Raw genomic sequence first — 26,008 nt, forward strand, 5'->3', positions numbered from 1 at the left:
GGGAACATCGAACCATGGGTGAATCCGTCGGAACGCTGCTCGACCTCGACGTCACCGGGATCGCCCACGGCGGCATCTCGGTGGCACGGCACGAGGGGCGGGTGGTGTTCGTGTCGGACGCGATCCCGGGCGAACGCGTCGTCGCCCGCGTCACCGAGGACCGGAAGAAGTCGTTCTGGCGCGCCGACACCGTGTCGGTCGAGACCCCGAGCGAGCACCGCGTCGACCACGTCTGGCCCGAGGCCGCGCTCGACCGCGATCCGGCCGTCCGCGCCGGCGGTGCCGAGTTCGGGCACATCGCGCTGGCGCACCAGCGCACGCTGAAGCACGACGTCCTCGTCGACTCGTTCGCACGCTTCGCCCACACGGACCTCGCCGAGGTGCTCGGCCACGACGTCGTCGTCGAGGCCGCACCCGGCGACGACGAGTCGAACGGCACCGGCTGGCGCACCCGCGTCCGCCTGCACGTCGACGAGGACGGCACCGCCGGTCCCTTCGCCGCCCGGTCGCACACCGTCGTGCCGGTCACGTCGCTCCCGCTCGCGAGCCGCGTCGTGCAGGAGAACGCACCGCTCGGTCGTGGCGCGATGCCCGGAGCGTCCGTCGTCGACGTCCTCGCGCCGAGCGGCTCCGAGGGTGCGCGACTCGTGATCGACGAGCAGAAGCCGACCGTCGTCACCGAGGTCGTGGGGGAGCGCTCGTTCGCCGTCGACGACAACGGGTTCTGGCAGGTGCACCGCGCGGCCCCGGCCGTGTTGACCGCCGCGGTGCAGGACCTCGTCGACCGGGACCGGCTCGACCCCGAGGGGCAGCACCTCGACCTGTACGGCGGTGTGGGGCTGCTCGGCGCCGCGCTCGGGGACCTCGTCGGACCGCGCGCCAAGCTCATCAGCGTGGAGAGCTCGGAGCGTGCCACCGAGCACGCGCAGGAGAACCTCGCCGAGTGGATCGGCGCCCGTGCCGAGACCGGCCGTGTCGACCGCTGGCTGCAGCGCACCGTGTCGAGCCTGTCGGCCGGCGAGCGGCAGCGTCACCGTGCGGGGACGATCGTGCTCGACCCGCCGCGCTCGGGCGCCGGGCGTGAGGTCGTCGTGCAGATCGCCGCGCTCCAGCCCGCACAGGTCGTCTACGTGGCCTGCGACCCGGTCGCGTTGGCGCGCGACGTCGCGACGTTCGCGGACCTCGGGTACCGCCTGGAGGCACTGCGCGCCTTCGACCTCTTCCCGCACACGCACCACCTGGAGGCCGTGGCGCGCCTGGTGCCCGTCGGCTGACGTCGAGCGCGTTACCGCCGGGCGCGGCGCGCTGCCGTCGTGGGCGACGCGCCGCCTCTGGCCGATTTGCGCGGCGTGTGTCGGAGTGCAACACGCGTCGCCGTGTCACGCCCGCGTCGAGCCGTTGCCTGAGTCCGACCTGGGTATCCTGGGTCGGTGATGGCTCCCCGGTTTCAGGGGCCGGGGGTGCGCATCGACGAGAGAGGCCACCGTGGCAACAGACACGACCACATCCGGAACGACCGAACTGGCGACCAAGCCCGTCCGTGTCGCCATCGTCGACGACCACGAGTCCGTGCGACTCGGGATCCAGGCAGCGTGCCAGAACGAGGGGTTCGAGGTGGTCCTCACCGCCGCGAGCGTTCCCGAGTACATCGAGCACCTCGACGGGCGTGAGGTCGACGTCGTCGTCCTCGACCTGTCGCTCGGCGACGGCTCCACCGTGACCGCGAACGTGAAGGGTGTGCAGGGCACCGGTTCCGCGGTCCTGGTGCACTCGATCGCCGACCGGGTCGCGAACGTCCGGGAAGCACTGGCAGCAGGGGCCGCCGGCGTCATCCCGAAGTCCTCCGCGACGAAGACCGTGATGGCCGCCGTCGCGACCGTCGCCCGCGGGGACGTCCTCAACAACCTCGAGTGGGCGAGCGCGATCGACGCCGACCGGGACTTCGCGAAGGCGCAGCTCGGCCGTCGCGAGCGCGAGATCCTGCACCTCTACGCCTCGGGTCTGCCGCTCAAGCTGGCGGCCCAACAGCTCGGCATCGGGTACTCGACGGCGCGTGAGTACCTCGACCGCATCCGCGTGAAGTACGTCGAGGTCGGTCGTCCCGCGCCGACGAAGGTCGACCTGCTCCGCCGTGCGGTCGAGGACGGCATCCTGCCGGGCCTCGACTCCGGCATCGACCCCGACGGCGACGGCCGCTGAGACGGATGGCTGCGGCTGACGCGGTGCCGGCGGGCGGCTCGGCTCGGGCTGCCGGTCCGGCGCGGACCGCTGGCGTGCTGCCCGCGACCGGCACGGTCCCGCCCGGTGGGCAGGGTCCGTTCGGCGCCGATCCCGCACGGAGCGTCCGTGCGTCCATCACCCAGGCGTCGGTCGAGCGCGCCTTCGCGATCCTCATCGCCGTGGCCGCGCTCGGCTTCGGCGCCACCACGGTGCCGGCCGTGCTCGACCAGCTGCCCTACCTCGACCCGGTGTGGGGGCCGGTCGTGGCCTGCGGGCTCGCGGCGTCGTTCCTGTTCGTCGGAGCGTCCGTCTTCGCTCGGCGGCTCGCCCAGGTCGCGCAGATCGTCTGCGCGCTGCTGTTCCTCGTCGCGCTCGTGACCTGGCCGCTGACCGTCCGCGAACCCATCCCGGCGGACCAGGTGCCGTGGCCGTGGTGGCTCTGCACGGTCGGGTCGACCGCTGCCGCGATGGGCTTCGCGCCGTGGCGCGCGACGGTCTACACCGCGCTCGTACCCGCCGTGTACGTCGTCATCCGGCTCACCCCGGTCGGCGGCGACGCGGGCGTGCGTGCGCTCCTCGACGGCGTCTACACGGCGATCCTCAGCGGGGCCGTCCTCGTCATCGCCGTCGTGCTCCGGCGGGCGGCCACCGCGGTCGATGCCGCGCAGGCCACGGCGGTCCGGCGCTACTCGCACGCGATCCGGGAGCACGCCACCGAGGTCGAGCGGGTGCAGGTCGACGCGATCGTGCACGACAGCGTCCTCACGACGCTGCTCTCGGCGGCGCGGGCCGAGACCGCCGACGCGGAGATGCTCGCGGCGCGGATGGCCCGGAACGCGATCGACCATCTCGAGGCCGCCGCTTCGGACGGGCCCGGGGACGCACCGCCGGTGTCGCTCGTCGACCTGCGCGCCCGGATCACCGATGCCGTCGGTGCGCTGGCCGCTCCGGTCTGCGTTCAGCCGGGCCAGCTCGGCAGCATGCGGATCCCCGCGACCGTCGCCGACGCCCTGGCCTCCGCGGCCCTGCAGGCGGCGGTGAACAGCGTGCAACATGCCGGCGGACCGACCGTCGACCGGTGGATCCGGGTCGAGCAGCGTGGCGCCGGCGTGCACGTCGAGGTCGGTGACGACGGCGCCGGGTTCGACATCGAGGCGATCCCAGCGGAACGGCTCGGCGTCCGTCGGTCCATCGTCGAACGGGTCGTGGCCGTCGGCGGCTCGGCCGAGATCCTCACCGCCCCCGGCTCGGGTACCAGGGTGCTGCTCGGTTGGGCGCCGCACCAGGAGGCCCAGCGATGAAGGTGTCGATCCCCGCCGGCGTCGCCATCGGCCTCGCCGCACTGTTCTCCGTTTACCACCTGCTGCTCGCTGCGACGACGCTGCCCCGCGTGCTCGACGTCGGACCGGTCATCGCCTGCATGGTCCTCTACGCGGCCGCGACGGGCCTCGCGGTGTTCCTGCCGGGGCGGACCCTGCCGGTCTGGGCGACGTGCTTCTCGCTCGGGACTGCCATCGTGATGCCGATCGTCGCCTCGCCGGTGGTCGAGCTGCGGTCCGGCCCCAACTACACGACGTGGTGGATCGCCGCCGTGGGCACCCTCATGGTCGTGCTGGTGGTGCGTGGCCGTGGTCCCTTCGCCTGGATCGGTGTCGGGTTCCTGGCCGTGCACACGGTCGCGTGGGCGGGCCTCGGAGCGCTCGGCTCCCTCGGCGTGCTCGGCAGCGTCTCGTGGGTCGCGATCGCCACCGGCTTCGCCGCGGCCATGAACCGGGCCACCCGCGTCACCCGTGACTTCGTCCGCGCCGAGCAGGAGACCGTCGACTGGCAGGCGGCGCAGGACGCCCACGTCTTCGAGCGGCAGTTCCGCCTCAGCCAGACCACGCGGATGGCGCTGCCGATGCTGCAGCGGATCATCGACACCGGGGGAGACCTCGACGCCGCCGAGCGTGCCGAGTGCCTGCACCTCGAGCAGGCGATCCGCGACGAGATCCGCGGCCGCTCCCTGCTCTCCGACGACGTCCGCGACGAGGTGATGCGCCTGCGTCGACGGGGTGCGACCGTGCAGCTGCACGACGACGGCGGCCTCGACGACCTCGAGATCGAGGACCTCCGACGGGTGCACGCCCGGATCGCCGAGGCGCTGCGCCAGGCCCGCGAGGCCGACAACGTCATCGTCCGCACCGTCTCCGAGGGCTCCGACTCCGCGGTGACGATCGTCGGGCTGCGGCTGGACCTGGCTGCGAGCGAGTCCGCTGCGCTCGGCGCGGGCATGGACGACGAGGACGGCGACGAGGACGACTCCGTGGTCCTGTGGCTGGAGATCCCGCGACACGTGGCCGCGTAGCGGCCGCGTCCGTCACGGCGGCGCGTGGCAGCGGACTGGAGGCGCGGGGCGGGCCCGCACCGTGCCTCCCGTCCGCCTGATGCGCACGCATCCTGCGACAGGACACGCGTCGTTCCTGTGGTGCGGTGTCGAAACGGAGGTGCGACCAGGGCATGGTGCACTCGACGTCCCCGGAAACGGGGAACGGGCCGGTCGGAATCCGACCGGCCCGTTCACGACCCGAGTCTGAGCGACAACCCGAATATCGCCCTGACTCGTAGCTGGTGGTGGCTTCGTACCCTAGTCGGCCACCGCCTGCGATGTTCTTCGTTGAAGGACACCGAACACGAACTACTATGCCCTCCGCCAAGCCCCGTGTCAGTCGTCATTATGGGGGACAAATCCTGCGTTTTCCGACGCCGTGGACCCTCCGTGTCCCCCGAGTGAGGGGAGACCGACCGGGAAGTGCACGGTGCAACGCGCGGCCCCGTCCGGACCCCAGGGGTACATGGTCGCCCGTTCCCCCGGCGCCCCGCAAGGCCCCGACGGATCAGCGGAGCGAGCGGGGCCAGACGCCGACGCCGTGCTCGAGCGGACGACGGAGCCCCCGCGCGGAGGCCTCCCAGCCGGAGCGCGGCGACACGGTGACCTCGGGACGGCCGTTCGCTGCTGCCTCGTCCGCCTGTCGCTGCAGGACGGCGATGACGGCCGCGAGTTCCTCCGGGGAGGGCTCGCCGGACACCACCCGGACGTCGGCCGCGGCCGAGAGGGCCGCGTCGACGGGCACGGGTGGGACGACTGCTGCGTGGCGGCCCATCAGAGCGGGATGTTCCCGTGCTTCTTGGGCGGCAGCGTGGCGCGCTTGCCCCGGAGCGCACGGAGCGCCTTGATGACCGAGACGCGGGTGGCGTGCGGCTGGATGATGCCGTCGAGCTCACCGCGCTCGGCCGCCAGGTACGGCGACGCCACGTTGTAGGTGTACTCGTTCGCGAGCTTCGCGCGGACGGCCGCGACGTCCTCGCCGGACTCCTCGGCGCGCTTGATCTCGGCGCGGTACAGGATGTTGACGGCGCCCTGGCCGCCCATGACGGCGATCTCGGCGGTCGGCCACGCGAGGTTGATGTCGGCCCCGAGCTGCTTCGAACCCATCACGATGTACGCGCCGCCGTACGCCTTGCGCGTGATGACGGTGACGAGCGGGACGGTGGCCTCGGCGTAGGCGTACAGGAGCTTCGCGCCGCGGCGGATCACACCGGTCCACTCCTGGTCGGTGCCGGGCAGGTAGCCGGGCACGTCGACCAGGGTCAGGATCGGGATGCCGAACGCGTCGCAGAACCGCACGAAGCGGGCGGCCTTCTCGCCGGCGTCGATGTTCAGCGTCCCAGCCATGGCCTGCGGCTGGTTCGCGATGATGCCGACCGTGCGACCCTCGACCCGGCCGAAGCCGATCAGGATGTTCGGCGCGAACAGCGGCTGGACCTCGAGGAACTCGCCGTCGTCGACGATGTGCTCGATGATCGTCGTCACGTCGTACGGCTGGTTCGTCGAGTCCGGGATGACGACGTCGAGCTCGTGGTCGGCGTCGGTGGTCTCGAGCTCGGGTGCGACGTCGTACGCGGGGGCGTCGGAGAGGTTGTTGTCCGGCAGGAAGCCGATGAGCGACCGGGCGTAGTCGAGCGCGTCGGACTCGTCCTCGGCGAGGTAGTGCGCGACGCCGGAGACCGCGTTGTGCGTCTGGGCGCCACCGAGTTCCTCGAAACCGACGTCCTCGCCGGTGACGGTCTTGATGACGTCGGGGCCGGTGACGAACATGTGGCTGGTCTTGTCGACCATGATCACGAAGTCGGTCAGCGCGGGGGAGTAGACCGCCCCGCCGGCCGCCGGGCCCATCACGATCGAGATCTGCGGGATGACGCCGGACGCCTGGGTGTTCAGGCGGAAGATCTCGCCGTACTTGCCGAGGGCGACGACGCCCTCCTGGATCCGGGCGCCGCCGGAGTCGAGGATGCCGATGATCGGCACGCCGGTCTTGAGGGCGTGCTCCATCACCTTGATGATCTTCTCGCCCGCGACCTCGCCGAGGGAGCCGCCGAAGACGGTGAAGTCCTGCGCGTACACGGCGACGTTGCGGCCGTGGATGGTGCCGAAGCCGGTGACGACCGCGTCGCCGTACGGTCGCTTCGACTCCATGCCGAAGGCGTGGGTGCGGTGTCGGACGAACTCGTCGAGTTCCACGAAGGAGTTCTCGTCGAGCAGCTGCTCGATGCGTTCACGCGCCGTGGTCTTGCCCTTGGCGTGCTGCTTGGCGATCGCGGCCTCGCCCGCGGCGGTCACTGCTTCGTGGTACCGCTCGCGGAGGTCGGCGAGCCGGCCGGCCGTCGTCGAGAGATCGGGGGTGTCTCCTGAAGTCACCCGCTCACCCTACCGGCGGTGACCACGGGGTCGGTTGGAGGACCCCCACGGTTCCTGCCCGTAGATTTGCGTGCATGTCCACACCCGCGTCCCCGTCGTCGTCCCTGCGGTTCACGAGCAGTCGCGCAGCCGTGGAGGCCGTGGGTGCCGTGTTCACGGCACCGGAGACGACCGGGTCGACGAACGCCGACCTGCTCGCCGCCGCGGCCGACCAGCCGCACGGCAGTGTCCTCGCGACCCTGCACCAGACCGCGGGACGCGGCCGCCTCGACCGCACGTGGTCGGCGCCGGCGGGCGAGACCCTGGCCGTCAGCGTGCTCGTCCGCGCCGACCTCGTCGAGCGCGACCGCGGCTGGCTGCCGCTCGTCGCGGGCACCGCGATGCGGGACGCGATCGGACGGGTGCTCGCGTTCCGTGGCCCGTCCGTCTGCGGCGACGGACCGGCAGCCGACGAGCGCGCGCTGCTGGTGAAGTGGCCGAACGACGTCCAGATCGGTGGACGGAAGGTCTGCGGCATCCTCTGCCAGGTCGCCGCCGACGGCAGCGTCGTCGTCGGTGCGGGCGTGAACCTCACGATCCCCGCGGACCGGCTCCCGACACCGACGTCCACGTCGCTGGCGGTCGCCGGCGCGCACGGCGACGCCGCCGACCTGGCCGACGAGGTGCTGGTCGCCTTCCACGGAGCCGTCCTGGAGGCAGTGGCCGCCCTGGTCGCGGGCGGTGACGCCGCCGAGACGGTCCGGTCCCGCGTCCGGTCGGCCTGCGGCACGATCGGCCAGCATGTCCGCCTCGAGCTCCCGGACGGCACGGCCGAGGAAGCCGAGGCGACCGGCATCGACGACGACGGCCGCATCACGATCCGGGATCGACAGGGCATCACCAGGGGCGTCGCAGTGGGGGACGTCACCCACCTGCGGTATGCATGACGGCATGACCGACGAGCCGCCGCCCGAACGCGTGGTCGCGCGCCTGCGGCCGCACGCGCGCCGGCTCGTGCGCCCGGCGGTGTTCGTCGTGCTCGTGACCCTCGCGGGCGGGTTCGGGTTCGGCGTGTTCCAGGCGCAGCTCGCGTGGCTGAACGCCGTGGTCGCCGCGCTCGTGGTCGTCCTGGTGTTCCTCGGCGGTGCGATGCCGTTGTTCCGGTGGATGTCCGAGCGCTACGTCGTCACCACCCGGCGGCTCGTCGTCGTGCACGGCCTCGGGACGCGGACGCGCCGGGAGCTCCTGCACTCGCGCGGCTACGACGTGACCGTCCGACGGCGCGGGCTCCAAGGGGTGTTCCGGTCGGGCGACGTGATCGTCTTCCCCGGGGACGAGCCCGCCGTGGTGCTCGGGGACGTGCCGCACGCCGACCTGGTCGTCGCCGTCCTCCACGACATGGTGGAGGCGTACGAGGCGCGGCGACGGCACCGCGAACCCGACTGGGACGAGATCGTCGGGGGCGGTCCCGAGCGGCCGCAGTGGGGCGACGTCCGGCCCTGACCGACACGGTGCCATCGCACTCGGTGGAAGTTCGACGAGAACCCGGTAGTTTCTTCGGGTGCGTATCTCTGTCATCGGCTGCGGTTACCTCGGTGCCGTGCACGCCGCCTCCATGGCCAAGCTCGGACACGACGTCGTCGCGGTCGACGTCGACCCGGTCAAGATCGAGCGGCTCGCCGCGGGTGAAGCCCCGTTCTTCGAACCCGGGCTCCCCGAGATCCTGACCGAGGCAGTCGAGTCCGGCCGCATCCGCTTCACGACCGACATGGCCGAGGTCGCCGGCGCCCGCGTGCACTTCCTCGCCGTCGGCACCCCGCAGGGCCCGACCGGCGCCGCGGACCTCACCTACGTCGACGCCGCCGTCGCCGCGCTGACGCCGCACCTCGGTGCGGGCGAGTTCGTCATCGGCAAGTCCACCGTCCCGGTCGGCACCGCTGCTCGTCTCGCGGCCGAGGTCGAAGCAGCCGTCCCCGGCGCCTCGCTCGTCTGGAACCCCGAGTTCCTGCGCGAGGGCTTCGCCGTGCAGGACACCATCTCCCCGGACCGCCTCGTCTACGGCGTCCCCGCCGGCGAGACCGGTGAGCGCGCGGTCGCCCTCCTCGACGAGGTCTACGCGACGACCCTCGCCGAGGGCACCCCGCGCCTCGTCGTCGACCTGCCCACCGCCGAGCTCGTCAAGGTCAGCGCGAACGCGTTCCTCGCGACGAAGATCTCCTTCATCAACGCGATGGCCGAGATCGCCGAGGTCGTCGGCGCCGACGTGACAGCGCTCGCCGACGCCATCGGCCACGACGCCCGCATCGGCCGCAAGTTCCTCAACGCCGGCCTCGGCTTCGGCGGCGGCTGCCTGCCGAAAGACATCCGGGCGTTCCAGGCGCGCGCGAACGAGCTCGGCGTGCCCGACTCGCTCGCGTTCCTCGCCGACGTCGACGCCATCAACCTGCGTCGGCGTGACCACGTGGTGGAGCTGGCGCAGGAGGTCCTCGGCGGTGCCGTCACGGGCAAGCGGATCGCGGTGCTCGGTCTCGCGTTCAAGCCGAACTCCGACGACGTCCGCGACTCCCCGGCCCTCGACATCGCGGCACGGCTGCTCGGCCACGGTGCCGCGGTCGCCGCGTACGACCCCGAGGCCGTGGTCACCGCCCGTCGCCTGCACCCGGAGCTCGAGTACGTCGAGAGCGCCACGGACGCGCTCCGCGACGCCGACCTCGTGCTGGTCCTCACCGAGTGGAACGAGTTCCGCGAGCTGGACCCCACGGTCGCCGCCTCGCTCGTGTCGAACCCGGTCGTCATCGACGGCCGCAACTGCCTCGACCGCGACGCCTGGACGGCCGCGGGCTTCACCTACCGGGGGATGGGCCGCTAGCGACCCGGTTGCTCCACCCACTCGTCGGCGTCGGCGTCGTGCTCCTGCACGGTGTCGGCGCCGATCTGCGTCCGGCGGGGCACCTGGACCAGGGCGACGAGGAGCCCGACGGCGGTCGCGACGACGAGGACGGCGACCGACCACACCGGGCCCGGACCGAACGTGGCGAAGCGGGTGAGTCCCTCGGCCGTCACCGGACCGCGGGCGGCGTTCCAGAACCACGACGCCACCACGGCGAGGCCGTACCACCCGATGACGACGGAGCCGACCGCGAGCACCGTGGCGAGCACCCGTCGACCGCCGGCGGTGCGCGGGATCCGACGCCACGCGACCGCGCTGATCGCGATGAGGCAGACGATCGCGGGGAAGTAGTAGCGGCCCTGGGTGGCCGACACGAACGTCGTCGTCAGGTAGGCGTTCGCGCTCGTCCAGGTCTGCCCGGCGACGAGCAGGGCGGGGAACACCGCCAGGCACACCACTGCGCGTCGTTCCGGACCGCGTCGGAAGCCCCACACCAGGACCACGCCGAGCGCCACGATCGTGAGGACGGCCGTGAGCACCGCACCGATCGTCACCTGGGCGCTCCCGCCCGGGCTGCCCCAGAACGTCCGCGTGATCGTGCCCCAGCTGACGTCGAGGAACCGCAGCAGGCTCGGGCCCTCGCCCGGCGGGAACGGCATCGGCGGGTGGTACTGCTCGTAGCCGTTCGGCTGCAGCTGGTGGTACGTGACGAGGTTGTGCAGCCACCACCAGGCACCGACGAGCGCGGCGATCCCGAGCGTCACCACCGTCCGGCCCGCGCGACGGAGGAACGGCACCGCTCCCGATCCGGCGACGAGCACCACGACGGCGACGAAGGGGATCGCCGGCAGCCCGGTGCCCTTCATCCAGATCAGGGCGCCGAGTGCGACGCCAAGGCCGAGGAGGGTGCGCCGCCGCAGGTCGCCGGTGAGCATCCGCGTCGCCAGCCAGGTGACGACGGCCCCGAACAGCATCACGGGGGCGTCGTTCGAGACCGACGACGCGATGGACGCGAGCTGCGGTGTCGCGAACAGCGCGAGGGCGCCGACGAGGGCCGCGCGCGGGGAACGCGTCAGGCGGCGGACGGTCGCCCACGCCAGCAGGGGCAGCGCCGTCGCCCAGAGGACGTCGACCAGCCGCAGGACCTCGACCGCACGGTCCCAACGCAGGTCGCCGTAGTGCGCCAGCCGGAGGGCGGCGGCCCCGACGAGGTACGCCGTCGGCGGGTGCTGCGTCATCTGGTCGACGGTCTCCGACGTCCCCGGTGCCTTCTCGAGCAGTTCGGAGACGGTGGACCGCGAGGCCGCGGGCTGCGTGGCCTCCTGCTGCTGGGCGACCATCACGGCGTTCAGGATCCGCAGGTCGCCGGGCGGCGCCCAGGCGTTGCCGAGGGCCACCTGCACGGTCGCGTCGACGTGGGCACGCTCGTCCGGAGCCTGGAACACGGGGACGACGAGCGCCCACACGACGAGCCAGAGGGCGAAGGCGGCGGTGACGATCGCGATCGTCACCCGCTCCCACACTGCGACCCGGGGATGGACGTCGACGGGCTCGGTGTGCATGCGTGGTGCTCCTGGGTCGGGGGACGCGACCCGACGATCCTACGGGGCGGTGACCCGTTCGCCGTCGGCGCTCGTCGCGCCGGAGTCCGCTGTGCCGGCGCCGGAGTCCGCTGCGTCGGCGCGCGTCGGGTCCGCCGGCCGACGGCCGCCCCGCTCGGGGTGGTAGACCCACACCTTGTACAGCCAGAACCGGAAGGCCGTCCCGAGCACCAGGCCGATCACGTTGCCCGAGATGTTGTCCGCCAGCGCCGACGTGAGTCCGAGCACGTAGTGCGAGATGCCGAGGCAGCCGAGCGAGATGACCATGCCGCCCAGGGACACGATCACGAACTCGACGCCCTCGCGGGTCGCGACGCTCCGGCGCTGGTCGCGGAACGTCCAGTAGCGGTTGCCCATCCAGTTGACGAAGATCGCGACGACGGTCGACGCCACCTTCGCCCAGAACGGTCCGGAGTGGACCTCGTCCGGGCTCAGCACCGTCGCGCGCAGGATGTTGAAGATCGTCGTGTCCACGACGAAGCCGACGGCGCCGACGACACCGAAGCGAGCCAGCTGGGCAATCAGTCGCCGCACGGTGTCTCCATGGTCCGTAGAGTTGTCGCTGGTCGTGCTCCGTTCGCCGACCGGCGGTCGCACACTGGCGACCCGAACAGCGATTGTAGACAGCGCGTTCTCACCGGGCGGTGTGAACGACGGAAGGAACACACAGCATGGCGTTGCGCGTCGGGGTCATCGGTGGAGGACAGCTGGCACGGATGATGGTGCCCGCAGCGGTCGAGCTCGGACTCGACATCCGGGTGCTCGCCGAGGGGCCGGGCATGTCGGCGGCGATCGCGGCCACCGCGGAGGGCGACTACCACGACGTCGACTCCGTGCTCGCGTTCGCGCGGGACGTCGACGTCGTCACCTTCGACCACGAGCACGTCCCGCAGGACGTCCTCCGCGCCCTCGTCGACGCCGGTGTCGCCGTGCGTCCCGGCCCGGACGCACTCGCCGTCGCGCAGGACAAGATCACGATGCGCACGCGCCTGTCCGAGCTCGGGCTGCCGGTGCCGGACTGGGCCGCGGTGCAGGACCCCGACGAGCTGCAGGCGTTCCTCGACGACCACGGCGGCCGAGCCGTCGTGAAGACCGCGCGCGGCGGGTACGACGGCAAGGGGGTCCGCGTGGTGTCCGACCCCGCCGACGTCTCCGACTGGTTCATCGCGGTCGCCGAGGCCGGCGGCGGGCAGGCACTGCTCGTCGAGGAACTCGTGCCCTTCACCCGGGAGCTCGCCCAGTCCGTCGCCCGTCGCCCCTCCGGCGAGGTCGTCGCCTGGCCGCTCGTCGAGACCGTGCAGCGCGACGGCGTCTGCGCCGAGGTGTTCGCCCCGGCGCCGGACAGCGCCGGACGGATCGCCGACGTGGCCGAGGACATCGCGGTGCGCATCGCGACCGAACTCGGTGTCACGGGGGTGCTCGCGGTCGAGCTGTTCCAGACCGACGACGAGCGGATCCTCATCAACGAGCTCGCCATGCGCCCGCACAACACCGGCCACTGGACGATCGACGGTGCCACGACGAGCCAGTTCGAGCAGCACCTCCGCGCCGTCCTCGACCTGCCGCTCGGCGCGACCGGAGCGCACGCGCCCGTCGCCGTGATGATCAACGTCCTCGGCGGCCCGGCGGACGGCGACCTCGCGGCGCGGTACCCGGGCGCGCTCGAGGCCTTCCCCGAGGCGAAGTACCACTTCTACGGCAAGGCCCCGCGACCCGGCCGGAAGATCGGGCACGTGACGGTGATCGGCGAGGACGTCGACGACGTCACGTACCGGGCACGCTCCGCCGCGGCGCACTTCGACGACTGACGCCGCCCGGCGTCGGTCCGCCGAAGCGCGGACACCTGATCGGGTGGCACCCGATCTGGCGTGTGGACGCCGTCGTGACCGGCGTGCTCCCATGGACGGGTCAGAGGTCGACCAGTCCCGGGAGTTCGTCATGCGCCGCACCACCCTGCTCGGCACGACCGGGGCGCTCAGCGCACTCCTCGCGCTCACCGCAGCGGCGCTGACGCCCACCACCGCGTCCGCGGCGGTCAGCGCCGCGACGATCCGGTCCGCGTCGGCCGCCACCCTCTACGGCGCCGGCCCGTACCGCTCGGACACCAGCGAAGCCGCGAGGCAGGCCACCGCCCTCGCCACGAGCGACCCGGCCGGAGCCGCCGCGGCGCGCACCATCGCCCAGTACCCGGTGGCCACCTGGCTCGGCGACTGGACCCAGGGCGCCACGCTCACGAAGACGATCGACGCCGCCGTCGCCGGTGCCGAACGCACCGGGACGACCCCGGTCTTCGTCACCTACGCGATCCCGCAGCGTGACTGCGGCGGGTACTCCGCCGGCGGGTTCGACGAGGCCACCTACGACGCCTGGGTCGACCAGATCGCGGCGCGGCTGACCGGACACCGGGCCGCCGTCGTCGTCGAACCGGACTCCCTCGCGATGCTCAGCAACGCCGCGTGCAGCGCGACGCTCGACCAGCAGCGTTACCGGATCCTCTCGCGCGAGGTCGACGCCTTCACGGCCGCCGGGGTCCCCGCCTACCTCGACGCCGGCAACTCGAACTGGGTGCCGCCCGCGGTCATGGCGGCGCGGCTCGACAGTGCCGGCGTGCGCCGGGCGCGGGGCTTCTTCACGAACGTCGCGAACTACTACCCGACGGCACAGGAGCAGGCGTACGCCGAGAAGGTCTCCGCTGCGACCGGGGGTTCGCACTACGTCGTCGACACCTCGCGGAACGGCCGCGGGTGGCGCGGGACCTGGTGCAACGGTCCGGGCTCCGGCCTCGGGACCTCGCCGCGCGTCGTCGCGGACGGCACCGGGCTCGACGCGCTGCTGTGGGTGAAGACGCCCGGCGCGAGCGACGGGACTTGCAACGGCGGGCCGGCCGCGGGGAAGTGGTGGTCCACGTTCGCGCAGGCGCTCGTCGCGAACGCGCAGCTCGGCACCCAGGCGACGGCACCGGCGGCGACTCCGGCCGTCCCAGCGCCGGCGGTCGCCCCGACCGCGCACCGCGACCGCATCGCCTCGGGAGCGTCCCGTCGCGTCACCGTCTCGGGCTGGGCGTTCGACCGCGACGACCTCAGCAAGGCGGTGACGATGCGCGTCGTCGTCGCCGGTAAGGTGGTCGGCACGACGGCGGCGAGGACGTCGCGACCGGACGTCGACCGTGTGTACGGGGTCGGCCCGTCGCACGGTTTCACCGTGACGGTCGCCGTCCCGAGCGGACGCCGGAGTGTCTGCCTGACCGCCGTCGGGATCGGGCGCGGGGGAGACACGTCGATCGGCTGCGCGACCGTCATCGTGCGCTGACCGGCCGGCGGCGCCAGTCGTCCCGAGCGGGCCGTTTTCGTCCCGTTCGGCGCGCGCGACCGGCGGCTTCTGCCCGCTCTGCGCGCGGCGGGCGGCGTGTCCTGCCCGTTCGGTGGCCGGGGCCGGGGCGGGTCTGACTGGAGGCGCGTGGCGGCCCCGCACCGTGCCTCCCGTCCGATCCCGCTCACCCGAGCGGGCGGTTCTCGTCTCGTTCGGCGCGTGGGACCGGCCGCTTCTGCCCGCTCGGCGTGCGGCGTGCATGCCGTGCACCCCGGTACGGAAGAATGGCCGCATGCCGCGTGATCTCGCCCGCCGCGCCGTCAGGCGTCTCCGCCGTGTCCTCGGCGGCACCCCGCCGACGCCGCCCGCGGTCCCGGCTGCGCCGGTCCCCGTGGTCGGCTACGTCGTCGCCGGAGGCGGCGGCGCCCATCCGGCGTCCGCGCACGTCCGGGTCGTCCGGCGGACCGAACACCTCGCCGGCAGCGGGCGGGCCTCGGTCCGGCAGGTCGACCCGGTGACGTTCGTCGACGGGAGCGACGCGACGGACTACCGAGCCGTACTGGTGCAGCGGGACGCCCTGCCCGTCGTGCTGGTCGCTCCGTTCCTGGCCGCCGCTGAGGCCCGCGGGATCCGCGTGGTGGCCGAGGTCGACGACGACTTCTTCACCGAGTCCGGGCGGGCACGCCTCGCGCGCGCCGAGTACGACCCGAGCCGGCTCGCGTCCATCGATGCGCTCGTCCGGGGCGCGGACGTCGTCGTCGTCAGCACGGCAGAGCTCGCCTCGGTGGTCCGGCCGCTCGCGAGCCGGGTCGAGGTGGTCCCGAACGCGCTGGACCCCGGCATCTGGACGCCGGGCGACCCCGTCGTCGACGACGACCTGCGCACCGACGAACACCGCGTCCTCTACATGGGCACGATGACCCACACGGCTGACCTCGCGCTGCTCCGCGACGTGTTCACCGACCTGGTCGCGTCGGACGGCCGTCCGGTCCGGCTCGAGGTGATCGGCGTCACCGACGACGCACCCGCCGACTGGTACCGACGGGTGGAGGTGCCGGACGGGCACTACCCGGCGTTCGCGCGCTGGCTCGTCGACCACCGCACCCGGTGGCGTGCGGGGGTGGCTCCGCTGCGGGACGAGGAGTTCAACCGGGCGAAGAGTGACCTCAAGGCCATCGAGTACACCGCGCTCGGCCTGCCCGCCGTGGTCTCGGACCGACCGTCCTACCGGATCGCACGGGACCACGGGATCACGGCCGTGCCGGACGACGTCACCGCGTGGCGGACCGCGGTGCGCGCCGCCGTGGATGCCGGTGTCGCCGACGACGCCACCGTGCGCTGGGTCCGCACCGACCGGACGATCGGCACCGACGGGGACACCTGGCGGGCCGTGCTGCTCGACTAGGCTCGTGCCGTGACCGACTCCGCCGCGCCCGTCCAGCCGCTCGTCTCGATCATCATGGGGTCCGACTCCGACTGGCCCACCATGCGTGCCGCCGCGGAGACCCTCGACGAACTCGGGATCCCCTACGAGGCCGACGTCGTCTCGGCGCACCGGACGCCCGACAAGATGGTCCGTTTCGCCCGCGCCGCTGCCGGACGGGGGATCCGCGTGGTGATCGCGGGGGCCGGGGGAGCGGCACACCTGCCGGGCATGGTCGCCTCGATGACGACGCTCCCGGTGATCGGTGTGCCGGTGCAGCTCGCGCGCCTGGACGGCCTCGACTCGCTGCTGTCGATCGTGCAGATGCCGGCGGGCATCCCGGTCGCGACGGTGGCGATCAACGGAGCGGCGAACGCCGGGCTGCTCGCGGCGCGGATCATCGGCTCGGCGGACGCCACCGTGGCGGAGCGGCTCGCGGCCCACGCCGCCGCGCTCGAGCAGGTCGTCGAGGAGAAGGCGGCGCGCCTGCGCGACGCGCTCTGACGGCCGTCCGCGCGGTCGCGCGGGGTCAGAGGTCGGCGTGCAGCTGCCAGGTCTCGTTGGCCGAGTCGGTCCAGTCGAACATCCGCGCGCGGTCCGGTCCGGCGACGGCGAGCTGCCCAGCGAGCAGCGGGTCGTTGACGACCTGGTAGACGGCCTGCGCCAGACGCTCCGGGTAGGAGTCCCGCGGCTCGCGCGCCACCGTGACCCCGGCGTCGGACGCGACCTCGCGCACGGCGGCGTCGTCGGAGTGGATCACAGGCGTGCCGAAGCTCATCGCCTCGATCACCGGGAGCCCGAAACCCTCGGCGAAGCTCGGGAAGACGAACACCGTCGCCCGGTCGTACGCCACGGCGAGGTCGGCGTCGTCGACCCGCCCGAGGACCTTGACGCGGTCGCGGGAGAGCCCCGCGCGTTCGGCGGTGTCGTACACGTCGACGTCGCCCCATCCGTCGGGTCCGGCGACCACGAGCGGGACGTTAGCGGGCGCGTCCGGGTGCGCCATCGCCTCGATGAGCGCCCCGAGGCCCTTGCGCGGCTCGAGGGTCCCCACTGCGAGGACGTACCGGTCCGGCAGCCCGAGGCGGTCAGCACGCAGGTCGGCGTCCACCGGGGTGCGGAGCCGGCCGCTCGGCGCACCGCCGATGACCCGGAGCCGGTCGTCGAAGCGGTGGATCTCGTTGAGGGCCCCGGCGACCGCGTGGGTCGGGACGACGACGGCGTCCGCGTGCTTCCAGGCGCGTTTGACCATCGCACGGTGGAACTGCACCCCGCGGGGGGTCAGGGTCTCCGGGTTCGTCCACGGCACCACGTCGTGCACCGTGACGACCGTCTGCCGCCCCGGTTCGCTGAACCGGTTGTGCTTGACGAGGGGCGCGAGCACGCTCGGGGCGTGCACCATGCCGTGCGAGAGACCGCCGACGAAGCCGCCCTGCCACGCGAGCGAGAGCTCCCGCCGCGGAAGTGCCGTCTTCTCGAGATCGGCGAGGCCGGGGAGGAGAGTACGGACGTGGTCGAGTTCGTCCTTGCCGACCGCGGAGACGACGCCGACGACGTCGCAACCGGACGGCGCGGTCTCGACGAGGTGCCTGGCGAGTTCCTCCGCGTAGCGGCCGATGCCACCAGGGACGGGGGCGACCACCTGGTCCACGATCACGCGGAGCGTCGTCATTGCGAGGCGGTCCTTCCGTCGGTCGCGGACGGTGGGGCGGTCCGCGGAGGACCCGACCATACCAGGGCAGACCGGGAGCCCAGCGTGCGCACCGCGCCCCGGTAGGCTGGTCCGATGCCTCGCTCTCTCCGCATCGTCATCGTCGGACCGACGCACCCCTACTCCGGCGGGATCGCCGCACACACCACCACCGTGGCGCACCGGTTGCGGGCGGCCGGCCACCAGGTGCACCTGATGTCGTGGAAGGCGCAGTACCCGTCCTTCCTCCGCGGTGGCACCACCCGGGTGCCCGGTTCCGAGCCCGAGGTCGAACCCTTCGCGTCGACCACGGAACGGTTGACCTGGTACAACCCGCTCACCTGGCTCCGGGCCGGCTTCGCGATGCGGAAGGCCGACGTCGTGCTGGTGACCGGCGTCACGCCGTACCACGCGGTGCCCTACGCGGCGATGCACGTCGCCGCCGGTCGTCGTCCCCGTGGCGTCGTCCTCGCGCACAACGTCCTGCCGCACGAGCCGGGTCGGTTCGACGAACGCCTCGTCGGCGCCATGTACCGCCAGTACGGTGCCGTCCTCGTGCACAGCGACGACCAGGCGGCACTCGCACGCCAGGTCGTCGGCGACGGTGCCGACGTGGACGTCCGCGTGGCGCGGCTCCCACTGCCGGACTTCGTGGCCGGCGACGACGCACCGGCCACGCCGGGCGACCGCACCGACGCGGACCTGGTGACAGTCGGGTTCTTCGGGATGGTCCGGCACTACAAGGGCGTCGACCAGCTGATCGAGGCCGCCGCTCGCGTCCCCGGCGTCCGCGTGGTCGTGCGCGGCGAGTTCTGGCAGCCGGTGGAGGAGTACCGCGAGCAGGTCCGCTCGCTCGGCATCGAGGACCGCGTCGAGATCGTCGACGAGTACGTCGCGATGGCGGAGATGGGGGCGATGATCCGCGGGTTCGACGTCGTCGCGCTGCCGTACCGCACCGGGTCGTCGTCGTTCAACGTCGCGCTCGCCAACCGCTTCGGCACCCCGGTACTGGCGTCCGACGCCGGCACGCTGGCGCTCGACGTCCACGACGGCGTGGACGGTCTGGTGGTCCCCGCGGACGACGTGGACGCCCTCGCGGCGGCGCTCGAACGCATCGTCCGCCCCGGCGAGCTGGAGCGTCTGCGCGCGGGGGTCGACCAGCACGCGTCGGACCGGATGTGGACGGACTACACGGACACGGTCGCTGGTTTCAGCGAGCGCTGACCGCGCGCGGTCACTGCCCTGGCCTGGAGGCACGGATCGCGTGAGCCGATCGGCGCACGTGATCCGTGCCTCCAGGCCGACGGCACGTGGCTGATCGCGAAGGTGAGCTGACGCGCCCTCGTGTGCGCGCTACGCGCGCCGGCGGATCGCGGCGGCGACGCCCGCGACGGCGAAGTCCGCGATCGCGTAGAGCAGTCGCGACAGGATCGCCGCGGTGACCGCGACGCCCGCCCCGGTGACGGACGCGAGCACCGCGGTGAGCACGAACTCGCGGACGCCGATGCCGGCCGGGAACGGGATGAGCAGCACGCCGAGGGCGAAGGCCAGCGCCATCGCGGCGATCGACGGCACGAAGCTGCGAGCCGGGTCGACGCCGAGGCCGATCAGGACCAGCCAGAGCTGCACGCCGGCGAACAGCCAGTTCGCGGCCTGCAGGCCGGAACTCTGCCCGGCCACGCGCCAGCCGTAGGTGAACTGCGCGTCCGGTCGCCGGAGGATCCGGAGCGCGAGCCGTACGCCGAAGCGCATCACCGGCGGCGTGAGGCAGACGAGGAACGCGACGCCGACGATCGGCAGCCACCAGTAGTCCTCGAGCAGGTGGACGTCGATGAAGGGGACGAGGACCGCACCGAGCCCGAGGCCCGTCGCGATCGAGACGAGCATCGAGATCAGCGAGAGCACGATGGACGACGACTTGGCGAGTCCGACCTCACCGGCCATCTGGGCCTGCGCAGCGATCGGCCACACCGAACCCGGCAGGTACTTGCCGAGCTGACTGACGAAGAACACCCGGCCGCCGCGGAGCACGGGCAGCCGGATGCCGAACGCGGGCCAGACGACGATCCACGACAGCATCGAGAGGACGAGCGCGACGATCACCGCGAGGAACGCGAGCACGAGCCACACCGGGTTCATCGACGCGACCGCGTCGGAGACCTCGGTCCACTTGCCGGCGACGTACAGGACGCCCGCGACGACCACCGCGACCAGGAACGCGATCTTGATGCCGTTGACGGCCCAGCGTCGCCACCCGCGGGTGGCGACGGCCGGTTCGTCGTCGGTGGTGAGCGTGGTCGGTCGGTCCTGCGGGTCGGTCACGCTGTGAGCGCCCCCGCCTGCACCGCGGCGGCCAGGGCGTCACGCCAGTCGCGCATCGGTGCGAGCCCGGCGCGCGACCAGCCGTCGTGCCCGAGCACGCTGTACGCCGGTCGGGGAGCGGGGCGGACGAAGGCGGCGCTGTCCGTCGGCAGGACGCGCTCCGGGTCGAGCCCCATCTCGGCGTAGATCGCGCGGGTGAAGTCGTACCAGGACGCCTGCCCCGAGTTCGTGCCGTGGTAGGTGCCCGCCGGGGCGTCCGACTCGACCAGCTCGACGATGCGCGCGGCGAGGTCACCCGTCCACGTCGGCTGTCCGACCTGGTCGGTGACGACGCTCACGGTCTCGTGCGATCCGGCCAGACGGAGCATCGTGGCTGCGAAGTTCGGGCCGTGTGCGCCGTAGATCCACGCGGTGCGGACGACGTAGGACGAGTCCGGGGCGATCTCGCGCACGAGCGCCTCGCCCGCGGCCTTCGTCCGCCCGTAGGCGTTGATCGGGTCCGTCGGGGCGTCCTCGGCGTACGGCGCGGTGCCGTGTCCGTCGAAGACGTAGTCCGTCGAGACCGTGACGAGCTTGGCGCCGTGCCGGACCGCGGCCCGGGCGAGCAGCTCCGGCCCCGTGGCGTTCACGGCGTGGGCTTCGGCCTCGTGGGTCTCGGCGTCGTCGACCTTCGTGTACGCGGCCGAGTTGATGACCACGTCGTGTCCCGCGACCGCCGCGTCGACGGCCTCCGGGTCGGTGATGTCGAGGTCGGCCCGCCCGAGCGCCGTCACCTCGGCGTCACGGAGTGCGTGCTGGAGGTCCTGGCCGAGCATGCCGCTCGCGCCGGTGATGAGGTAGCGGGTCATGCGAGGGCCGCGCGCTCCTTGAGCGGCTCCCACCACGCACGGTTGTCGCGGTACCACTGCACGACGTCGGCGAGACCCTGGGCGAACGGCACCTGGGGCTCGTAGCCGAGCTCGGCCTGGATCTTCGAGATGTCGACCGAGTACCGCAGGTCGTGGCCGAGGCGGTCGGCGACGCGGTCGACGTACGACCAGTCCTTGCCGGTGGCCTCGAGCAGCATCTCGGTGAGCTCCTTGTTCGTGAGCTCGGTGCCGCCGCCGATGTTGTAGATCTCGCCCGCGCGGCCCTTGGTGAGGACCATCGCGATGCCGCGGGTGTGGTCGTCGACGTGCAGCCAGTCACGGATGTTGTTGCCCTCGCCGTACAGCGGGACGTGCTCGTCGTCGATGAGGTTCGTGACGAACAGCGGGATGACCTTCTCGGGGAAGTGGTACGGCCCGTAGTTGTTCGAGCAGCGCGTGATCGAGAGGTTCAGCCCGTGGGTGCGGTGGTAGCTGCGGGCGAGCAGGTCGCTGCCGGCCTTCGACGCCGAGTACGGCGAGTTCGGCTCGAGCGGGCGGTCCTCGGCCCAGGAGCCCTCGCTGATCGACCCGTACACCTCGTCGGTCGAGACGTGCACGAAGCGCTCGGTGCCGTGGCGGAGTGCGGCGTCGAGGAGACGCTGGGTGCCCACGACGTTGGTCTCGACGAAGATGCCGGAGTCACGGACGGACCGGTCGACGTGCGACTCGGCGGCGAAGTGCACGATCGCGTCGACGCCCGGGACGACCTCGTCGAGCTTCGCGGCGTCGGTGATGTCGCCCTGCACGAACGAGTACCGCGGCGAGTCCGCGACCGGCGCCAGGTTCTCGAGGTTGCCCGAGTAGGTCAGCGCGTCGTAGACCACGACGTCGGCGCCCTCGAGGCCGGGGTAGGCGTCCTGCAGGGTGCGGCGGACGAAGTTGGAACCGATGAAGCCGGCTCCTCCGGTGACGAGGATCTTCACGGGGTCTCCCTTGTGGAGTCGGTTGACGGAACGAGTGACGATTGTAGGGGACGGCGTCCTGGACGGACACCGGACGGTTCAGCGGAGTCGACGCCGGCGACGACGAACCAGCACGAACGCGCAGACGACCGCGGCCGTGAACCCGGAGGCTGCGCTGAGCGCGATGCCCTCCCGGAGCCCAGGCGTGTGGTACCGGAGCTCGACGGTGTGCTTCCCCGCCGGGACCCAGACCGCCGCGCCGACGCTGTCCGCGCGGACCATGTCTGTGGTCGCGCCGTCGACGGTGGCGGTCCACCCCTTGCGCTGCAACGAGTCCGCGACCACGACCCACCCGCCGCCGGTCGCGTCGACCTTCGCGACCGTCGAGTTGACGTCGCTCGGCTGCAGCGACACGGTCGCCGTGCCGTCCGGGTCGGCCCGGTGGTCCGGGTCCGCGCTGAGGACGACGGTGTCGTCCGGCAGGGACTGGTCGGCGAGCTTCCGGACCAGGCCGGTCGTCGTCTTCTCCACCACCGTGCTCGAGGCCCAGCGGACGCGCGGGAGCGCGTTGCTCCGCTCGTAGATCGTGGCGTCGCCGGTGTGCACGACCGAGACGCCGTCGCCGGCGACCGGGCGGGTGACGCTGATGACCGCGTGGCCGTCGTCGTCGGTCCCGATCGGGACGACCGAGTTCTGGCCGGTGACCGTGATCGTGAGGTGCCAGGCGGTGTCCGCCGGGATCTCCGAGCCCTCGAGGGCGACGTTCCGCGGACCGCCGAGACCGGGCACCCAGCTCTTCGTGGACGCGAGGGTCTCACCCGAGCCGTCGGCGATCGCCGAGACCGTCAGCTCCATGCCGCCCGGCGCGAGGGTGGTGGCCGGGGGACCGGTGAACGTGATGCCGTTGACCGGCCCCGTCTCCGAGCCGGACTCGACCGTCGACCGATCGGCGGTCAGGTCGGTCCAGGTCGTCCGGGTCGGTGCGGCCTCGGTCGTGCCGGCGATGACCGCGGACGGGTCCGCGATCATGTACTTCGTCGCGAGCCGGTCGAGGATGCCGGAGTCGGCGAGCTCGGGCATCAGGTTCGGGCTCAGCGTGAGGTACGTCGCCGTCGGGTAGGTGTCCGGGTCGACGGCGCCCATGAGCTGCTTCCACTCGGCCGTCTGGAACGTGTGACCGGTGACGGACCGCATCTGGAAGTACGAGGCCGCCCCGAGGATGGTCGCGTTGCCCGTGGTGGTGTAGCGGTCCTGGTCGGAGACGTGGTCCTTGAGGTAGTCGATCGCCGGGGCGTCCGGGTAGAACGTGGAGGCCGGTGCGATCGGCCACCACGGCTTCGTCGCGACGACCGCCGGGGCGGCGACCATGGCGGCGACCGCGCAGGCCGCGACGACCATGACGACGCGGGAGCGGAACAGCCAGACGAGGCCGACGGCGATCACGGTGCCGATCCCGACGAGCCCGATCGCGAGGATCTCGAGCTTCACCTGGTGGACGTAGCCCTTCGGCACGTGTCCGAGGGCGTTGAAGGTGAACGCGCTCGCGCCCACCGCGGCGAACAGCACGACGGCGATCGCAGCGATGCGGCCCGTGCGGCGGAGCGGCGAGGCCGTCCGGAAGCGTGCGAGCTCGGCGCGCAGGTCGTCCCCGTCGACGAGCCGACCGAAGCCGACGCCGGCGAGGGCGGCTGCGATGAAGAGCACCACGCAGCGCGCACGGCCGATCGGGTTGCTGTTGAAGACCGGGAGCTCACGGACGGCCGAGAGCACCGGACCGCCGAGGTAGACGACGACGATCGCGAACGCGAGGAGCGCCGTGGCGATGGCGACGATCCCGACCGTGCGTCGGGCGACCAACGGGGAGGGGACACGATCGGTGAGGGGCCGCACCGCGGGCCGGATGAGCACGGCCGCGGCGACGAGGACGACCGCGGCGATGCCGATGTACGAGTACTCCTCGACCGGGTTGCGCACGCCCCACGACGCGCCCGACGCCTGTGCGAACGAGATGTCCTGCACCCAGGCGGTCACGAGCGGGAACGCACCGAGGCCGTTCGGGCCGCGCTGTGCGCGACCCGAGAAGTCCACGACGCTCAGGGCGTTGAGCGCGAACGGGACGAGCTGCCACGCGGAGAACAGCACCCCGACGACGATGCCGCCGACCGCGATCCCTGCGCTGCCCAGCACGCCCCGCCAGTTCCGGTGCGCGACGATCGTGCGGGCGACGAAGAACGCGCCCGCGAAGAACAGCGTGTACCCGACGACCGCCGGGAACCCGCCGAGCAGCATCGCGGCGAGCGTGCCGCCGACGCTCAGGAGGTCGCGCTTGCGGAGTTCGACCGCCGCGCGGTCCACCGCCCAGAAGACGAGCGGGATGAACGCGGCGACACGGGTCTGCGGCCAGTTCGACCACGCGACCATGAAGCCGGACGACGCGTACACGAGCGAGGCGATCGGCCAGCCGGCACGGGTGACGCCCCAGCGGCGGAGCAGGAGCGACATGCCCACCGTGACGGCGACGATCTCGAGGAACTTGACCGCACCGGGTGCGTACGACAGCGGCAGGATCCACCACGGCAGCGACAGGGGCGAGAACTGCCCGGAGTCGGGCACGCCCCCGAGGGCGGTGCCGCCGGCGACGTAGGGGTCCCACGCCGCGAAGACGCCCTGGTGCGCGAGGGTCGCGAGCAGCGACGTCTGCGGGGCGTTCGAGTCGAGCGGGTCGCTCGTGTAGATGTTCGTCGACGTGACGCTGTCGCCGAGGGTCTGCGCCCACGGGGTGTACCGGCTGAGCAGCCCGGTGTTGAGGAAGGTCCCGTGCCCGGTGAGTGCCGGTCCGATCGTGAAGACCACGAAGGCGGCGAGGGCTGCCCACGCCGCGATCTCGATCCAGGACCGCGGCCGGCGGATCCACAGGGCGAACCGGGTCCCCGGCGCCAGTCGGTCCGTGTGTGCGGTGCGCTCAGTCGCCATAGCGCTGGAGCTTCTGCAGGTCGAGCTGTTCCTCGGCGAGCGTGCGGTTGAGCCTGGTGAGGTCGGCGACGACGCCGATCACGACCGAGAGCACCGCGGTGATGAGGAGGACGACGCCGAGGATGATCGACTGCAGGTGGTTCCCACCGGTGTCCGTCGCGAGGAGCACCAGGTAGCGGATCAGCGGCCAGAGACCGAGCGCTCCGAGCACGGCGGCGACCCAGAGGAAGAGCGCCATCGGGCGGTACATCAGGTAGACGCGGGCGATCGCCGACCCGGACTGGAACATGTGCTGCCAGATGTTGCTGAACAGGCGGGACTCGCGGGTCTTCGGGTTCGTGGTGATCGGCACGGACGCGATCGCGAGGCGCTTGTACCCGGCCTGCACGATCGTCTCCATGCAGTAGCTGAAGCGGGTGACGATGTTCAGCCGGATGAGCGAGTACTTCGAGTACGCGCGGAACCCGCTCGCCGCATCGGGCAGGTCGAGGCCGGCGGCACGCGACGCGACCCAGGAGCCGAAGCGCTGCATGAGCTTCTTGAAGCCGGAGAAGTGCTCGATCGTCCGGGTCTGGCGGTCACCGATGACGATCTCGGCCTCCTTCCGGAGGATCGGCTGGACCAGCTCCGCGATCTGCGCCTGCGGGTACTGGTTGTCGCCGTCGGTGTTCACGACGATGTCGGCGCCGTGCAGGAGCGCGTAGTCGACGCCGTCACGGAACGATCGCGCGAGGCCCATGTTCGTGGTGTGGTGCACGAAGTGCCGGACACCGTGCTCCTTGGCGACCTCGACCGTGCGGTCGGTGCTGCCGTCGTTGATGACCAGGATCTCGATCTCGTCGATGCCGTCGATCTGCTTCGGGATCGAGTCGAGGACGCTGGCGAGGGTGTTCTCCTCGTTGAGGCAGGGGATCTGGACGAATAGCTTCACAGGCTCGCTTGGTCTCGTTTCGGGCGGTCGCGGGGCGCAGAACCAGAACAGCCTATGCGACGGGGGCAAACGGCGCGTGACGACCATGAGGGTGAGTCGGTTCCCCGGAGTGTGGTGTACCA

At 72.2% G+C, this 26,008-nt stretch carries 22 protein-coding genes; 12 read left to right on the forward strand and 10 right to left on the reverse strand.

Annotated elements, in window-relative coordinates:
- Positions 1-14: 14 nt before the first annotated feature.
- From FS532_RS08130 to FS532_RS08145, 4 genes are all read left to right on the forward strand, one after another.
- Positions 15-1,274 carry a class I SAM-dependent RNA methyltransferase gene (locus tag FS532_RS08130; protein ID WP_144752367.1) on the forward strand — a complete coding sequence of 420 codons (1,260 nt, stop codon included), beginning with the start codon at positions 15-17 and terminating at the stop codon, positions 1,272-1,274.
- 211 nt (positions 1,275-1,485) lie between these two features.
- Complete coding sequence (locus FS532_RS08135; RefSeq protein ID WP_144752369.1) at positions 1,486-2,199, forward strand: response regulator transcription factor; 714 nt, start codon at positions 1,486-1,488, stop codon at positions 2,197-2,199.
- Between the two features lie 5 nt (positions 2,200-2,204).
- The gene (locus FS532_RS08140; RefSeq protein ID WP_144752372.1) at positions 2,205-3,521 is read left to right on the forward strand and encodes a sensor histidine kinase; all 1,317 of its coding nucleotides are present in this window, start codon (positions 2,205-2,207) and stop codon (positions 3,519-3,521) included.
- Positions 3,518-4,567 carry a hypothetical protein gene (locus tag FS532_RS08145; RefSeq protein ID WP_144752375.1) on the forward strand — a complete coding sequence of 350 codons (1,050 nt, stop codon included), beginning with the start codon at positions 3,518-3,520 and terminating at the stop codon, positions 4,565-4,567. The genes FS532_RS08140 and FS532_RS08145 overlap by 4 nt, the downstream gene beginning before the upstream one ends.
- A gap of 529 nt (positions 4,568-5,096) precedes the next feature.
- Here the strand turns inward: FS532_RS08145 and FS532_RS08150 are convergent.
- Positions 5,097-5,333 (reverse strand): acyl-CoA carboxylase subunit epsilon, encoded by a 237-nt coding sequence (locus FS532_RS08150; RefSeq protein WP_222121955.1) that lies wholly within the window; start codon positions 5,331-5,333, stop codon positions 5,097-5,099.
- A 29-nt stretch (positions 5,334-5,362) separates the two neighbouring features.
- Entirely contained in the window at positions 5,363-6,958 is a 1,596-nt protein-coding gene (locus tag FS532_RS08155; RefSeq protein WP_079236473.1) for an acyl-CoA carboxylase subunit beta, read from the reverse strand.
- Positions 6,959-7,032: 74 nt separating this feature from the next.
- On the opposite strand from FS532_RS08155, the gene FS532_RS08160 reads away from it, so the two are divergent.
- Genes FS532_RS08160 through FS532_RS08170 form a run of 3 tightly spaced genes read left to right on the forward strand, consistent with a single transcriptional unit; the run spans position 7,033 to position 9,806 of the window.
- Positions 7,033-7,884 (forward strand): biotin--[acetyl-CoA-carboxylase] ligase, encoded by an 852-nt coding sequence (locus FS532_RS08160; RefSeq protein ID WP_144752380.1) that lies wholly within the window; start codon positions 7,033-7,035, stop codon positions 7,882-7,884.
- Between the two features lie 4 nt (positions 7,885-7,888).
- Entirely contained in the window at positions 7,889-8,440 is a 552-nt protein-coding gene (locus tag FS532_RS08165; protein WP_186321957.1) for a PH domain-containing protein, read from the forward strand.
- Positions 8,441-8,498: 58 nt separating this feature from the next.
- Positions 8,499-9,806 (forward strand): UDP-glucose dehydrogenase family protein, encoded by a 1,308-nt coding sequence (locus FS532_RS08170; protein WP_144752386.1) that lies wholly within the window; start codon positions 8,499-8,501, stop codon positions 9,804-9,806.
- On the opposite strand, the gene FS532_RS08175 is transcribed toward FS532_RS08170, so the two are convergent.
- Positions 9,803-11,389 (reverse strand): DUF2142 domain-containing protein, encoded by a 1,587-nt coding sequence (locus FS532_RS08175; protein WP_144752389.1) that lies wholly within the window; start codon positions 11,387-11,389, stop codon positions 9,803-9,805. The two genes, FS532_RS08170 and FS532_RS08175, sit on opposite strands and share 4 nt — an antisense overlap.
- 39 nt (positions 11,390-11,428) lie before the next feature.
- Positions 11,429-11,962, reverse strand: coding sequence for a GtrA family protein (locus FS532_RS08180; RefSeq protein WP_144752392.1), 534 nt, complete (start codon positions 11,960-11,962; stop codon positions 11,429-11,431).
- A gap of 137 nt (positions 11,963-12,099) precedes the next feature.
- Here FS532_RS08180 and FS532_RS08185 point away from each other — a divergent pair, with 137 nt between their 5' ends.
- From FS532_RS08185 to purE, 4 genes are all read left to right on the forward strand, one after another.
- Positions 12,100-13,236, forward strand: a complete 1,137-nt coding sequence (locus FS532_RS08185; RefSeq protein WP_144752395.1) for a 5-(carboxyamino)imidazole ribonucleotide synthase — start codon at positions 12,100-12,102, stop codon at positions 13,234-13,236.
- Between the two features lie 91 nt (positions 13,237-13,327).
- On the forward strand, positions 13,328-14,737 hold the full coding sequence (locus tag FS532_RS08190; protein WP_144752398.1) for a glycoside hydrolase family 6 protein: 1,410 nt from the start codon (positions 13,328-13,330) through the stop codon (positions 14,735-14,737).
- Positions 14,738-15,029: 292 nt separating this feature from the next.
- Complete coding sequence (locus FS532_RS08195) at positions 15,030-16,142, forward strand: glycosyltransferase (RefSeq protein ID WP_144752401.1); 1,113 nt, start codon at positions 15,030-15,032, stop codon at positions 16,140-16,142.
- Between the two features lie 9 nt (positions 16,143-16,151).
- Positions 16,152-16,664 carry a 5-(carboxyamino)imidazole ribonucleotide mutase gene (gene purE, locus FS532_RS08200; RefSeq protein WP_440130706.1) on the forward strand — a complete coding sequence of 171 codons (513 nt, stop codon included), beginning with the start codon at positions 16,152-16,154 and terminating at the stop codon, positions 16,662-16,664.
- Positions 16,665-16,689: 25 nt separating this feature from the next.
- On the opposite strand, the gene FS532_RS08205 is transcribed toward purE, so the two are convergent.
- A complete protein-coding gene (locus tag FS532_RS08205; protein ID WP_144752404.1) occupies positions 16,690-17,832 on the reverse strand; it encodes a glycosyltransferase family 4 protein in 1,143 nt (380 codons plus the stop codon).
- Positions 17,833-17,946: 114 nt separating this feature from the next.
- On the opposite strand from FS532_RS08205, the gene FS532_RS08210 reads away from it, so the two are divergent.
- Entirely contained in the window at positions 17,947-19,074 is a 1,128-nt protein-coding gene (locus FS532_RS08210; protein ID WP_144752408.1) for a glycosyltransferase family 4 protein, read from the forward strand.
- 129 nt (positions 19,075-19,203) lie between these two features.
- Here FS532_RS08210 and FS532_RS08215 read toward each other — a convergent pair whose 3' ends face one another.
- From FS532_RS08215 to FS532_RS08235, 5 genes are all read right to left on the reverse strand, one after another.
- Positions 19,204-20,172 (reverse strand): lysylphosphatidylglycerol synthase transmembrane domain-containing protein, encoded by a 969-nt coding sequence (locus FS532_RS08215; RefSeq protein ID WP_144752411.1) that lies wholly within the window; start codon positions 20,170-20,172, stop codon positions 19,204-19,206.
- Positions 20,169-21,020: a dTDP-4-dehydrorhamnose reductase gene (gene rfbD, locus FS532_RS08220; RefSeq protein WP_144752414.1), complete on the reverse strand. Its 852-nt coding sequence runs from the start codon at positions 21,018-21,020 to the stop codon at positions 20,169-20,171. The genes FS532_RS08215 and rfbD overlap by 4 nt, the downstream gene beginning before the upstream one ends.
- The gene (rfbB, locus tag FS532_RS08225) at positions 21,017-22,003 is read right to left on the reverse strand and encodes a dTDP-glucose 4,6-dehydratase (protein WP_144752417.1); all 987 of its coding nucleotides are present in this window, start codon (positions 22,001-22,003) and stop codon (positions 21,017-21,019) included. The genes rfbD and rfbB overlap by 4 nt, the downstream gene beginning before the upstream one ends.
- Before the next feature lie 78 nt (positions 22,004-22,081).
- Positions 22,082-24,955, reverse strand: a complete 2,874-nt coding sequence (locus FS532_RS08230; RefSeq protein ID WP_144752420.1) for a YfhO family protein — start codon at positions 24,953-24,955, stop codon at positions 22,082-22,084.
- On the reverse strand, positions 24,945-25,886 hold the full coding sequence (locus FS532_RS08235; protein ID WP_144752423.1) for a glycosyltransferase family 2 protein: 942 nt from the start codon (positions 25,884-25,886) through the stop codon (positions 24,945-24,947). The genes FS532_RS08230 and FS532_RS08235 overlap by 11 nt, the downstream gene beginning before the upstream one ends.
- Positions 25,887-26,008 lie beyond the last annotated feature (122 nt).

The sequence above is a fragment of the Curtobacterium pusillum genome (assembly GCF_007673235.1).
Taxonomy (GTDB): domain Bacteria; phylum Actinomycetota; class Actinomycetes; order Actinomycetales; family Microbacteriaceae; genus Curtobacterium; species Curtobacterium pusillum_C.

Bases quoted from the DNA above. Each gene is read 5' to 3' on its own strand.
- FS532_RS08130 (WP_144752367.1), top strand. From the start codon at position 15: ATGGGTGAATCCGTCGGAACGCTGCTCGACCTCGACGTCACCGGGATC.
- FS532_RS08140 (WP_144752372.1), top strand. From the start codon at position 2,205: ATGGCTGCGGCTGACGCGGTGCCGGCGGGCGGCTCGGCTCGGGCTGCC.
- FS532_RS08145 (WP_144752375.1), top strand. From the start codon at position 3,518: ATGAAGGTGTCGATCCCCGCCGGCGTCGCCATCGGCCTCGCCGCACTG.
- FS532_RS08160 (WP_144752380.1), top strand. From the start codon at position 7,033: ATGTCCACACCCGCGTCCCCGTCGTCGTCCCTGCGGTTCACGAGCAGT.
- FS532_RS08165 (WP_186321957.1), top strand. From the start codon at position 7,889: ATGACCGACGAGCCGCCGCCCGAACGCGTGGTCGCGCGCCTGCGGCCG.
- FS532_RS08175 (WP_144752389.1), bottom strand. From the start codon at position 11,389: ATGCACACCGAGCCCGTCGACGTCCATCCCCGGGTCGCAGTGTGGGAG.
- FS532_RS08185 (WP_144752395.1), top strand. From the start codon at position 12,100: ATGGCGTTGCGCGTCGGGGTCATCGGTGGAGGACAGCTGGCACGGATG.
- FS532_RS08190 (WP_144752398.1), top strand. From the start codon at position 13,328: ATGGACGGGTCAGAGGTCGACCAGTCCCGGGAGTTCGTCATGCGCCGC.
- FS532_RS08195 (WP_144752401.1), top strand. From the start codon at position 15,030: ATGCCGCGTGATCTCGCCCGCCGCGCCGTCAGGCGTCTCCGCCGTGTC.
- FS532_RS08205 (WP_144752404.1), bottom strand. From the start codon at position 17,832: ATGACGACGCTCCGCGTGATCGTGGACCAGGTGGTCGCCCCCGTCCCT.
- FS532_RS08210 (WP_144752408.1), top strand. From the start codon at position 17,947: ATGCCTCGCTCTCTCCGCATCGTCATCGTCGGACCGACGCACCCCTAC.
- rfbD (WP_144752414.1), bottom strand. From the start codon at position 21,020: ATGACCCGCTACCTCATCACCGGCGCGAGCGGCATGCTCGGCCAGGAC.
- FS532_RS08230 (WP_144752420.1), bottom strand. From the start codon at position 24,955: ATGGCGACTGAGCGCACCGCACACACGGACCGACTGGCGCCGGGGACC.